We start from the raw sequence: 12387 nt of genomic DNA on the forward strand, positions 1-12387 counted from the left end.
CTAAAGCTACACCGCGTAAGCAGGGCTTTGGGTCACGATGAGCAAACTCGATTGAGGAAGGCATGGAAGCCTTTTTAGAACCAAGTTTGGTCAGTTTTGCTCTCACCATGTTGTCTGAATAGAGTGGCAACTCCTCTTGCCCTTCTAAAGACAAATGATGAACAGCAAACAGAACTCGCCTTACGCAGAAGCATAATCGAGATAATTCTGTGAAATTTGGGATTCGTCGGGCGCGAACTTATCGGCCGTACTTAATAGGAAAATGGAGAAATTGAGTTGAAGAAGGGCAAGATTGAAAAGCCTTTTTCATAGTCCATCGTCCAATAATGAATCGTCGACCATTATGGACTGGAGCAAAAAACGCGTTCAAATGAGGATGGTTATCGTAACGAAAGAAACTCTTGCTTAACGCGGGTGAGGTTAAACAAGAGCCAGAATAATGCCGCCAACGGTCAGTGCAGCTGAAAGATATTGGCCTGCCGAGTATGAGCCGTCTTCCTCTTCTTCGATAGTATCTGGATGGTCCATACCGAGAGCGCCATGTGCAAAAGATTCAACCTTATCGCCAACGGTTTTGTTTTCCGCTTCGACCTTTTTACTCTCATGGTCGATTTGCTGTAGAGCGGCAAGCAGCGCTTTTCCTTCAGAAGAAAGCGTCACTTTGTTTTGCTCAACCTTTAGTGGCGCTGCGTCGGTAGTTTGATCTGCCTTTTTTGCTTGCTCAACTTTGTTTTGTTGAGCGGCGTATGTATTAACTGAATTGCTTCCTACTGGATTCATCTGTTACCCCTTCGAACAACGACACTCCTTCATTGAGTGCAGGTATACCCAAGTGACTTCAAGATGCAGGATTCAGAGCGTTGTCATTGATTCGAGGTCAAGGAAAACAACGCAGCGTAATAGCTGGCTCTTTCCAAGTTGTTTGACGCAGAAATTGGGTCAATGACACGCTCCCGAAGGGCGAGTTGACTTGGCTTGTATACTTTGTTGTCGATTCTTGATTTGGATCCACCAAACCTTTAAATCGCCGCCGCGTCTACAAACCAAGTCATTCTCGCTGAACCTAGCATCTCGAGGTTACTTGGGTATAAAAAGCAGTTATATCTATATCGACGGGAAACGTTATTTCTTGAATCAATCAGAACGAAAATAGGTCTGTTTTTGCCGCTTCCTGTCACTATTCGGAAACTAAAGCAAAAAGCAGACCTATTTATCTAAAGGCGTAGTCAGATTTTTCTGATTACTTACACTGAAGATCGCTATTGCGCTTAGCAAGGTGCTTGTACGCCGCCATGCGGTTTGCGTCTTGTACGTAACGTACCGGTGGCGCAAGGACTTCTAGTTGGTAATCCGAACCGTCTGAGGTGATATCAGCAGTAGGGGTAATGACGACAACGTTTAAATCTGGGTTGCGATTCAAGATAGAAGCCGCTGTCCCTAAACCGCCTTCAGTATGGAATTTGCCCGCGACGTGAACTACTTGAGTTCCCGGGTGTTTCTCTAGGTATTTGACGATGGATTCTGCCATGGTCTCATCCCATGTAACCTGAGCTGCGTACTGCTTTTCGGTCTGCTCTGGCTTGCCATGGTGCATGGATGCCATGAACTTTTCTTTGTATGGGCTGTCTGCGGTGTTGACTTCGTCCGCGACAAAACTGCGCTCATCACTGTCGAGCTTATCTAAGTAATCGATGCCTTGGCGGCCAATGCAACGCACAATATTTTTCGGCGCATTTGCCGCGATCACAGGAATATCAGCTTGCTTGGCAAACTCAACCAGCGGGCGGTAATCACTTTCGTAGTTTGGCCAAGCATTACTTTGCTTCATAAAGTATTGCTCACCAATTTCGCCGTTTAGGTAAGAATCTAAGATTGCTTGCTTGTCGCGTGTGACCTGCTCCATTGAAAGCGCAAGAGGGCGACTAGCAGAAGACAGCTGCTTTAGCATGTCGGTTTGAAAACGGTGGATACCAGCGTGTGTGTGCCATTCACCAATCAAAATTACGTCGGCTTGTTGTAGGGCAGGGGGTAGCTGATTGACTGAGATGGCTTCACCGGAAGGGGCATGAAGCTGGTAGTCGTAGAAACTGGTTACGTCGTCAGTTTCGGCGTTGGGAGCGGTCGGTGCATTTGAAGCACAGCCAGTAAGCAAGCCTGCAAAAATCAGACTTAGTGTAGAAAAGCGCATTAAAAAGCCTCCAAAAATGTCCGAATGATATTAATGGAGGCTGATAAATGAATCAATGGTAATAAGAATAATTAGCGTTACACCTTATGCTTCATTCTCAGATTGAATCGATTTCTTACGGTAAACACGCAACATAAAGTCAGCCTCACATTGGAAAAGTGTAGATGACTTTAGCTCTTCGCGAAGTTCGTCGCTGGCTTTCCATGCGAATGGTGTCATTTGCAGTAGGTCGAATGCGACGCCGTCTTTTAAGTCCATGGTATAGTTGAGCTTTTGTTGATGTTCAAGTTCAAACCCTTCAATGTTCTCTGGCTCTTCGTTGTGTAAGCGTATTTCTTGGTAGATACGTTCACGGAACTGGTACAAGTGACGGCCTGCTGGCGTGACTGTGATAACAACGCCGTTGTCTTTAATCACACGTTGTAGCTCTTCTGCTTTACACGGAGCATAGATACGCAAAATCGCGTCTAGAGATTGTTCTGCAAACGGCAAGCGATGGCTTGATGCCACGCTGAAATCACAATTTGGGTAGCGCTTAGACGCGAAACGAATGGCGACTTTAGAAATATCTAGACCATATACCGTCGCTTCTTCATTTTGTGAATGCAGAGACTGCTGAACTTGGTCAGTGTAGTAGCCTTCGCCGCAACCAATATCCAACAATTGATGGCTTGTGCCTTCGGTGTATTTGGCACATAGGCTTGCCACTTCTTGGCGCATCGGATCGTAATGATTGCCTTCTAAAAAGCGACGACGTGCTTGCATCATCTCTTTGTTGTCACCTGGATCTTTTGAGCGTTTGTGGTGCGCTGGCATCAAGTTGACGTAGCCTTCTTTTGCTAAATCGAACTGATGGTTGTTTTCACACTTAAACGTCTTTGCAGTTAGCTCAAGAGGTTGGTGACATAGAGGGCATTGATAGTTCATGACGATCTCTGGACAGGAAGTAGGGCGGCAAATTCTATCAAAAAGGGATGCTGCAAGCGAAACAAAAAAGAGCCGAATTATCGGCTCTTTCATCGGTTTTATTGGAGGGTTAGTGGAAGAAATCCACTTGCTGTTTCAAGTTTTGCGCTTGCTGCTGTAGCTCGGTTGCGCTTTGCGATGTTTTAGCGCTGGTATCGCGGCTTTCGCGGTTCAGTTCGCTAATAGAATGAGCATTGGCGGCAATCTCTTGAGAAACTTGTGCTTGTTCCTCTGAGGTTGCAGCAATAGCATCGGCTTGAGACGCAATAGACTGAACTTGTCCTGCTATAGCTTCCAGTGCTGTGCCTGCTTCTTGTGCTTTATCCAATACCTTATTCGCGTTTTGCTGGCTCTCGGTCATCATGCTTACGGCATTGCTGGTGGAGCCTTTTAGTTTCTCGATGATCTCTACGACATCTTTCACGGAGGTCTGAGTACGATGAGCAAGGGTTCGCACTTCGTCTGCCACTACAGCAAAGCCACGGCCTTGTTCACCTGCACGTGCTGCCTCAATAGCCGCGTTAAGCGCCAGTAGGTTGGTTTGCTCTGCGATCTCATCAATCATTTTCGTCACGGTTTGGATGCTTTCGCTGTCACGGTTCACTTGCTCGATAGCTGCCGCAGATTGGTCTAGCTGATCATTCAACTGTGCAACATCAATACAAACGCCTTCAACAACTTCCAACCCAGATTGGCTGTCAGTGTTTGCAGAGCGAACATTTTCGGCAATTTGCTCAACTTGCTGAGCGACAGATTGAGCAGACGAAGCCATCTCTTCAATTGCAGTTACCACTTGCTCTACCTGTTCTTGCTGAAGATCCGATTGCATCAGGTTGCGGTTTGCATCATCCACAACGCTGGTCGAGTTACTTTCAACTTGGTCGCTAGTCGAGCGAATTTGACCAACCAACTCGTTCAGCTGTCCCGCCATATTGGCAACGCCGTTGTTCAAGTTAATGATTTCGTTTTTCGATGCTTTGCCTGAAGCCGGAATATCGATACTCACTTCACCTTTTGCCAAACGGTTCATGTAACCATTCAAAATGGTGAGTGGATTTAGCGTTCGGTTAAGGACAAGCGTAAGCACCACAAAAGTGGCCGCTGCCACAATGAGAGAAATCGTTGCAATCAGTTGAAGCAAAGCTTGGCTGCCTTTGGTGACTTCATTGATGAAAGTGCCACCTAACAGTTTCCAGTTCCAACCTGGTACTTGAGTGTAAACGAGGTACTTTTCACCCACGGTGCCTTGATATTCAAATGGGTAGCGAATTAAGCCACTGTCCTGTTCGAAAAGTTGGTAGAAAGGCTTGTTGCCGTTGTAGTCAGACACTTCTTGAATCGGTGGATCGCTCTCTTCGTGTTTTGGGTGAAGAAGGTAATGACCTTGGTTGTCTTTTTCGTTATCCAGAATGATGGTGTAACCAGTGTCACCCCATTTTACGCTTTGTAGTGAGCTGAATAGATCTTGGGTCGCGCGCTCAACAGGTAAACCAATGAATGAGATACCGTTGACCTTACCATTCGCGTCTTTTAAAGGTGCGTAGTAGGTGATGTACCGCTCACCATAAAGTTTGATTTGCGCATAGTAAGGTTGGCCGTTTTTAAGCTTTTGGTAACCCGGGTGGTTAAGCCCCAATGTAGTGCCAAGCGCTCTTTTACCTTGAGGATCTTTTAGTGAAGTAGCGACGCGAATGAAGTCGTTGCCCATTGGAGCAAACAGGGTCGCAACAGCGCCAGTGTCACGAGTGAAGCTATCAACTAACTTAGTGTCACCAATCAAGCTTTCACTGTATTGGGTGATGTTTGGTACTTGGTGACCTTGAAAGTCAACATTGTAGCTCTCGACATAGACGCCCGCTAAATAACCATTACGGAAGGTTGATTCCAAAACTTCTGCAGTGTGCAGATAAGCATTGAACTGGCCTGCAATGGTTTTTGCCATCGATTCCACTTTAGATTGATGTTCTTTCAGCGTGTTTTCTAAAAGTACGTTTGAAGCGTTTTGATAAACAAGCGCAGCAATGCTTGAAAATGCAATAAGCAGACACAGTGTGATGACCAGTTTGAGCTGGAAACCGACACTTTGATTCCGATATTTGTCTAGCATGTAGTGTCTTTCCTGATTATTGATAGATGTTATAAATGTTGTATCGGCATGCTGGCGATTTATATGACGAGTTTTTTTGATATTTATTAAGTTAATTGTCAAAAAATAAGAGCAACCAATAGCTTAGATAACAAATGACCGCTGACTGGGTGATTTTATTGCAGAAATGAAATGACAAAATAAGGTTGAGTAAGTTGAGCTACCAATGAATTGGATGCTAGTGGGCGAAAGGTTCATTTGTTTGGTTAAAGCAGTGGTGAGGAGCTGTGATTAAAAGAAAGCTCATACCTTCGGCTTTGGTCACGTTTATCCTTGTTTTTTATAGGTATTGTTGGGGCTTTCCAAGCGTTTAATAGAAGCTGTTATGACAAAGAAAATCATCCTAGACACAGATCCTGGCATCGATGATGCGATGGCCATTCTTTTTGCTGAAGCCCATCCTGATATCGACCTTATGGCCATTACAACTGTTTATGGCAATGCGACGATAGACAACGCGACGCAAAACGCCCTTTACCTAAAACAGAAGTTTGGTATGAAAGCGCTGGTTGCGAAAGGTGCAGATAAGCCTTTAGTAAAAGCGCCGGTTGGAGCAACGGTTGTCGTGCACGGTGAAGCTGGCTTTGGTGATGTGAAAGCGCCGAGCGCACTGGATGTAAGTGTCATTGATACGCCTGCCTATCAGTTTATCATCGACAGAGTTAGAGCAGAACCGGGAGAAATCACCTTGGTGGCCGTGGGCCCTTTAACTAACCTTGCGCTCGCTTTGGAAGCAGACCCAGAAATCGTTAACTTGGTTAAGGAAGTGGTTGTAATGGGCGGCGCTTTTGGTGAGAACGATCATCGAGGCAATGTTACGCCATTTGCGGAAGCAAACATTCATGACGACCCTCATGCCGCCGATAAGGTATTCACGGCTTCGTGGCCAGTCGTCATCATCGGTTTGGATGTTACGGAAGAGAGCTTCTTTACGGGGCAATACCTAGACCAACTGCGAGAGGATGCAGGAGAAGTAGGGCAGTTCATTTGGGATGTGAGCCGCTACTATTTGAAGTTTTACTCCGAGAAGGTTGGAATGGATGGTTGCCATGTCCATGATCCTTCAGCGATTGCGTATGTCATTGATCCTGAGCTGTTTACTTTGCGCAGTGGTGCCGTCCGAGTAGTGACTGATGGACCTGCCGAAGGGATGACGATTCAGAAAACGGATCAACGCAAATACATGAACGATGAGTGGAGCGCTTTCTCCGCGCAAAACGTTGGGATCGGTGTGAAAAGCGATACACTGCTTTCACTTTATCGAGAATCGATTATTCGTTATTCAAAGCGATAACGGAGTGGGGTTATCTGTAATAGTCGATGACTTGCACAGATATTCTCTCGTTGTCTGATTTTACGGGAAGAGTAAAAACATTCGACGTCGGATATTGATTTTGATTGTCGTAGGTCAGCCCCTCAATCTTCTTGAACGGTTTATTTTCGGCATAGAACATCTCAATGCTTATTGCTGTTTTCTGGTTTGCGGAAACTTGGAAGCGGCAGATTCCGGTGGGGCAATAGACTTGATATCGTGTTGGAGACAATTGCTTGTATTCGGCGACGTTCTTTTCGTCTTGTAACGAGACCTCAGTGTTGGCACAGCCAAACAATAAGCCCGTAAGAAGCGATATTGAATAAATGCGGTATTTCATCGTTACACCATTATCTCGACTCGTTTTGGTTAGCCTTAGTATGGCATGAGTGATTCTTGTGTTGTGCTTTGGAAATGTAAAAAAGGCCGGATGAACCGGCCTTTAAACTGGATTACTGCGCTGAAATCACAGTGATAAGTTCATGTGTCTCACCTGGCTGTAACGTCTTGCCTTGCTCGATACTTGGCGCATGCACTGTCGATTCAACACACATCATGGTTTCATAGCCGTTGTCTGCCATGTCCCCCATGCCTTGTGCGCCTTGTGCCCAAGGGTTCCACAACACTGCTGAGTTATGGCCTCGGTTTTCAATGCTCAACGTGCGATCTAACACTGGGTCTTTCACCAAGATTTGCGCTTCTGGCTGAGTGTAAACACGGTCAATTGTATCAGTTAGTTGAAGGACATCACCGCCTTGGCCGATTTCACCTTCTTTTAAGCTGTCAATGTACTCAGGTCCCATACCTGTTGTTTGTGCTTGTTTGATATCACCAACGTTTAGATACGTGTGTAGTGCACCTGAGAATGTCCACTCTGCATCATCAATGTTGGTGACTTTCAATGTCACCTTTAGCTCGTCGCTGATTTCAACAACAAGACGAGCATCAAACATATGTGGCCAGATGTCGTGAGTTTCTTCAGTTGGGAAGAGAGCGAGTTCGACGATCACGCCGTTGTCGTTCTCACGATGTTCAACCAATTCCCATTCTGCTGTGCGCGCAAAACCATGAGCTGGTGCTGCGATGCGGCCAAACCAAGGCCAACAAACAGGAATACCACCACGAAGTGCTGCTTTGCCATCAAAGATTGCTTTTTCGCTCATCCAGATTAGGTCTTCTTGGCCTGCTGGTGTGAACGACACGACATGACCACCGTGTAGTGCGATACCTGCCGTTGCTTTCTCATGAATAACGCGAACGACTTTAACCTGATCAACTTCGACGATAGTGACGTTATCAGATAGAACGGTTAGAGCTGGGAGAGTTTTTAAATCCATGTGTTGCTTCCTATCGCTGGGAGGGAGAGCTTTTTAGACGCGCTTCGCACATTGAGTGCAACGTCGAGTCTTCATTCTCTCAAATTCCAGATACAAAAAAGGCGACTCTAGAGCCGCCTTTTATTCAAATCTTATGTTTCAAACACAAGCTTCGCTAATTGCTTTTCAGCTAAGTAATAATTACTTAGAGATGTGAGCGATTAGGTCTAGAACTTTGTTTGAGTAACCGATTTCGTTGTCGTACCAAGATACAACTTTAACGAAGTTATCAGTTAGAGCGATACCAGCTTTAGCATCGAATACTGAAGTTTGAACTTCACCGATGAAGTCTTGAGAAACAACTTGGTCTTCAGTGTAGCCTAGAACGCCTTTTAGTTCGCCTTCAGAAGCTTCTTTCATTGCTGCACAGATAGCTTCGTAAGATGCGCCTTCTTTTAGGTTAACTGTTAGGTCAACTACAGAAACGTTAGCTGTTGGTACGCGGAAAGCCATACCAGTTAGTTTGCCGTTTAGTTCAGGAAGAACAACGCCTACAGCTTTAGCAGCACCAGTTGATGATGGGATGATGTTTTGAGAAGCACCACGACCACCGCGCCAGTCTTTAGCAGAAGGACCGTCTACAGTTTTTTGAGTTGCTGTAGTAGCGTGAACTGTAGTCATAAGACCAGATTCGATACCGAACTTGTCGTTAAGAACTTTAGCGATAGGCGCTAGACAGTTAGTAGTACAAGAAGCGTTAGAAACGATGTCTTGACCAGCGTAAGTAGCGTGGTTAACGCCCATTACGAACATTGGAGTAGCGTCTTTTGAAGGACCAGTTAGAACAACTTTCTTCGCGCCAGCAGTGATGTGCTTACGTGCAGTCTCGTCAGTTAGGAAAAGACCAGTTGCTTCAGCTACTACGTCAACACCGATTGCGTCCCATTTTAGGTCTTCTGGGTTGCGCTCTGCAGTTACACGTACAGTTTTACCGTTAACGATTAGGTTACCGCCTTCAACTTCAACAGTACCGTTGAAACGGCCGTGAGTTGAGTCGTACTTAAGCATGTATGCCATGTAATCTACGTCGATAAGGTCGTTAATACCTACAACTTCGATGTCGTTGCGCTCTTGCGCTGCACGGAATACGAAACGACCGATACGGCCAAAACCGTTAATACCTACTTTGATAGTCATTATAGTTGCTCCACAACTTAATTTCTGATTAAAGATAACTGGTAGTAAAATTACAAAATCCAGTAAACATCTGCAACAGATAATCGGACTTAACTTGTTTAAAGTCAAAAAAAAGCGACGCTTTTTTTAACAATTCTTCGCAAATGCTCGTTTTTTAAACTTTTAACTGGTTATTCTACATTCCAGTTGGCGTAATATAACTTTCGAGATAAGAACTCGTATCAAATTAATTACACATGGTGTCCTGGTGAGAAAGTATGTGCTACAACTGTTACGAGAAGCAAGTTTTTTGCTAAAAAAGTCATTGCCAAAAATAAGAAATAAGGAACAGAAATTGGTAGAACAAAGCGGAAGAAAAGTAACGAAGTCCGATGAACAGTGGCGCGAGCAGCTCTCTGAGGAAGAGTTTCGCGTCTGTCGCGAGCAAGGCACAGAGCCTCCGTTCTCCGGTAAACTGCTTCATAATAAAGAGACAGGTGTGTATGCCTGTACCTGTTGCAACACCCCTCTATTTATCTCCGATAACAAGTATGACTCTGGCTGTGGTTGGCCGAGTTTCGATGCCCCGATTAACGATTCTGCGGTGCGTTATCTTAAGGATTTGAGTCACGGAATGGTCCGAACTGAGATTCGATGTGCCACTTGTGACAGTCATTTAGGTCACGTTTTTGAAGATGGACCGCAAACAACGGGTGAGCGTTTTTGTGTCAACTCAGTGTCGTTAATTTTCAACAAATCCGATCAATAACGCCAGTTTTGGTAGAAAGAATGTTTCATCCTTTCAATTAATAAAATACTGAACCGTTACTGTAGAAATAAAAAACTCCCGACACGAACGGGAGTTTTTTTATTTTATAAATCGCTAGGGATCATCCTTGGTGAATAATTCCCTTTATCTATTGCCTTAGATATAGATTTAGCCAAATCATCTAATTGTTCATATTTCTCTGGGTCGGCAAAGTTAAACATGCGCTGCAATTGTTGCTCGTCAGCAAGCGGGACATCGTAGCGCTTTGCAACCATGGCCCATAAGTAAGCCTGCTCTTTCTTACCTAGACCTTGGTTAATGCTGGCCAATGACTTCAAAATTTCTGGTTTTAAGTTGTCTTCGTTCGACATTGATAGCGAATTATGAAGTAATGTTAATGTCTTTTGTGGATCGCGGTTGGTATAGAAGGTGGCGAGTGCGTACTGCATTTCTGCGGTATTGAGCTCTGGTTTGCCTTCCATTTGTAAAAACTGACGACGTGCTTGGTCGTCACCCGTTTGAGACCACAAGAAGTAAAGTGTTGCTGGGTCACTAGAGCCTTTTAAGTTATTGACGATACGATCCAGCTCATCAATGCTGTGTACCAAGGCATCAAATCTTTTACGTTTTAGCGCGCTTTGAGCAATCGGAGTGATCTGTGACGCGAGTTCTAAACATTTGCGATACTCAGCAACTAACCCGTATTCGATGACTTGATTGGCTTCTGATGGATCTTTGAGTAGCTCAAAGCGATGCCAAACCAAATTGGTACGAGGTATGCGACATTGACCATCGTCCATATTTAAGTTTTCACAACGAAGCTGTGGGTTCTTTTGGCACAATTCTTCAGTGGTGACGTTGCCTTCGAAGCAACCTGTTAATGTCAGGCTGGCAAGGCCTGCGAGTAACCAGTATGTTCGTTTCATGGTTTTGCTTGTGATCCGTTACACCAATTCATTTTCGAGCTCTTGACTCTGCTTTCTATACCGTTATGTTCTGTAAATAGAATGTAATAAGAAGGTACATTATGGACGCAGAACAATTATTAAATGCGATAACTCCAGAAGTCTATGAGCGATTGGTTTACGCAGTAGAGACAGGAAGATGGCCTGAGGGTACACCACTTTCCCAAGAGCAGCGAGACTCATGTATGCAAGCTGTGATGTTGTATCAATCAAAACATAACACCGAGGCGCAGCACATGACGGTAGCCGCTGGTGGTGAAATCAGCTTTAAATCTAAGCAAGAATTGAAGAAACAATTCAGTGGAGAAGAGCAAGACATCGTTCGAGTTAACCCGAACTTGAACTAAACAGCACGCCTCTTTCAAAGCAAAAAGCCCAATTATGTAAATTGGGCTTTTTCGTATTCGGATGTTGAAGAGAGCCGTTTACAGGCTCATTTCGCCACGCAATACTTCTTGCATCTTTTGCTTAATTTCTTCGTAAGACAAATCTTGGCTTAGAAGGTAGTGAAGTTTTGCTAGTGCCGCTTCTGGTGTCATATCAAAACCGCTGATCACGCCGGAATCTGCCAGAGCACAGCCTGTTGCGTAACCACCCATGTTAACTTTACCGGCCAAACACTGAGTTAGGTTCACGACGATAACGCCACGCTCAGACGCTTCTTTTAGATGACCAAGTAGCTCAGGATTTTGAGGGGCATTACCCACGCCAAACGTCAGTAGAATCATTGCGTTAACTGGCTGACGAAGTGTATTGCGAATTACCTCGTGCGAAATGCCCGGATACATGGTGATCACACCGATAGGTTGAGGTGTGATGTTATGTACTTTGAACTCACCTTCTGGTTGCTCACCAACAGCAATGTTGTTGCTGATTTGGATGTTGATACCCGCTTCCAATAGTGGTGGAAGGTTTGGTGAAGTAAAGGCATTAAAACCATCTGCATGAGACTTAGTGCTGCGGTTACCGCGCATCAACTGGTTGTTGAAGAACAACGTCACTTCGTTGATAGGGTAGTTTGCTGCAATATGCAGAGCATTCAGCAGGTTTGCTTGGCCGTCAGAGCGCAGTTCTGCTAGAGGAATTTGTGAGCCTGTTACGATTACTGGCTTACCTAGATTTTCCAACATGAAAGACAAAGCAGAAGCTGTGTATGCCATGGTGTCAGTACCATGCAGAATCACAAAGCCATCGTATTTCTCGTAGTTATCACGGATGTCATCTGCGATTTGCTGCCAGTCTGCCGGTGTCATATCAGATGAGTCGATCAGAGGCTCGTACTCATGAATGGTGTATTCCGGCATTTCTGGGCGGTGGAACTCGGGCATACTGGCTAGTTGTTTTTCCATAAAGCCAGCCACAGGCACGTAGCCGTGATCCGATTTTTGCATACCGATGGTGCCACCGGTGTAAGCGATGTAGATGTGTTTTCTAGTCATCGTTCTACTTTATTTCATGTAGGGGGAACAGTGGCGGGGATTATAGCGAAATGACACCTAATAAAAAGGGGCATCTCGCACAGAGATGCCCCTTTTTGGCTAAGCTGGGA

12 protein-coding genes are annotated in these 12387 nt (G+C 45.1%); 3 read left to right on the plus strand and 9 right to left on the minus strand.

Annotated elements, in window-relative coordinates; all coding sequences use genetic code 11:
• Positions 1-420 precede the first annotated feature (420 nt).
• The 4 genes from QTO06_RS00495 to QTO06_RS00510 all read right to left on the minus strand — a co-directional run bounded on the left by QTO06_RS00495 (position 421) and on the right by QTO06_RS00510 (position 5261).
• Positions 421-780 (minus strand): hypothetical protein, encoded by a 360-nt coding sequence (locus QTO06_RS00495; protein ID WP_005439760.1) that lies wholly within the window; start codon positions 778-780, stop codon positions 421-423.
• Between the two features lie 460 nt (positions 781-1240).
• Positions 1241-2188 carry a ChaN family lipoprotein gene (locus QTO06_RS00500; protein WP_331406493.1) on the minus strand — a complete coding sequence of 316 codons (948 nt, stop codon included), beginning with the start codon at positions 2186-2188 and terminating at the stop codon, positions 1241-1243.
• Between the two features lie 84 nt (positions 2189-2272).
• On the minus strand, positions 2273-3115 hold the full coding sequence (rlmA, locus tag QTO06_RS00505) for a 23S rRNA (guanine(745)-N(1))-methyltransferase (RefSeq protein WP_061008726.1): 843 nt from the start codon (positions 3113-3115) through the stop codon (positions 2273-2275).
• Positions 3116-3224: 109 nt separating this feature from the next.
• Positions 3225-5261 carry a methyl-accepting chemotaxis protein gene (locus tag QTO06_RS00510; protein WP_331406494.1) on the minus strand — a complete coding sequence of 679 codons (2037 nt, stop codon included), beginning with the start codon at positions 5259-5261 and terminating at the stop codon, positions 3225-3227.
• Positions 5262-5625: 364 nt separating this feature from the next.
• Between QTO06_RS00510 and QTO06_RS00515 the strand changes: the two genes are divergently transcribed.
• Positions 5626-6594 (plus strand): nucleoside hydrolase, encoded by a 969-nt coding sequence (locus tag QTO06_RS00515; RefSeq protein WP_331406495.1) that lies wholly within the window; start codon positions 5626-5628, stop codon positions 6592-6594.
• A 10-nt stretch (positions 6595-6604) separates the two neighbouring features.
• Here the strand turns inward: QTO06_RS00515 and QTO06_RS00520 are convergent, their stop codons facing one another.
• The 3 genes from QTO06_RS00520 to gap form a co-directional block, all read right to left on the minus strand.
• Positions 6605-6952 carry a spore gernimation protein gene (locus tag QTO06_RS00520; RefSeq protein WP_264403481.1) on the minus strand — a complete coding sequence of 116 codons (348 nt, stop codon included), beginning with the start codon at positions 6950-6952 and terminating at the stop codon, positions 6605-6607.
• Between the two features lie 112 nt (positions 6953-7064).
• On the minus strand, positions 7065-7949 hold the full coding sequence (locus tag QTO06_RS00525) for a D-hexose-6-phosphate mutarotase (protein WP_331406496.1): 885 nt from the start codon (positions 7947-7949) through the stop codon (positions 7065-7067).
• A 180-nt stretch (positions 7950-8129) separates the two neighbouring features.
• Positions 8130-9125 carry a type I glyceraldehyde-3-phosphate dehydrogenase gene (gap, locus tag QTO06_RS00530; protein WP_228904598.1) on the minus strand — a complete coding sequence of 332 codons (996 nt, stop codon included), beginning with the start codon at positions 9123-9125 and terminating at the stop codon, positions 8130-8132.
• 334 nt (positions 9126-9459) lie between these two features.
• On the opposite strand from gap, the gene msrB reads away from it, so the two are divergent.
• Positions 9460-9873: a peptide-methionine (R)-S-oxide reductase MsrB gene (gene msrB, locus QTO06_RS00535; protein WP_005439736.1), complete on the plus strand. Its 414-nt coding sequence runs from the start codon at positions 9460-9462 to the stop codon at positions 9871-9873.
• A 104-nt stretch (positions 9874-9977) separates the two neighbouring features.
• Here msrB and QTO06_RS00540 read toward each other — a convergent pair whose 3' ends face one another.
• Positions 9978-10799 carry a DUF2989 domain-containing protein gene (locus tag QTO06_RS00540; RefSeq protein WP_331406498.1) on the minus strand — a complete coding sequence of 274 codons (822 nt, stop codon included), beginning with the start codon at positions 10797-10799 and terminating at the stop codon, positions 9978-9980.
• 101 nt (positions 10800-10900) lie between these two features.
• On the opposite strand from QTO06_RS00540, the gene QTO06_RS00545 reads away from it, so the two are divergent.
• Complete coding sequence (locus QTO06_RS00545; RefSeq protein WP_009707311.1) at positions 10901-11185, plus strand: YeaC family protein; 285 nt, start codon at positions 10901-10903, stop codon at positions 11183-11185.
• A gap of 78 nt (positions 11186-11263) precedes the next feature.
• Here the strand turns inward: QTO06_RS00545 and ansA are convergent, their stop codons facing one another.
• Complete coding sequence (gene ansA / locus QTO06_RS00550; RefSeq protein ID WP_005439732.1) at positions 11264-12277, minus strand: asparaginase; 1014 nt, start codon at positions 12275-12277, stop codon at positions 11264-11266.
• Positions 12278-12387 lie beyond the last annotated feature (110 nt).

This window comes from Vibrio sp. M260121, assembly GCF_036533715.1.
Taxonomy (GTDB): domain Bacteria; phylum Pseudomonadota; class Gammaproteobacteria; order Enterobacterales; family Vibrionaceae; genus Vibrio.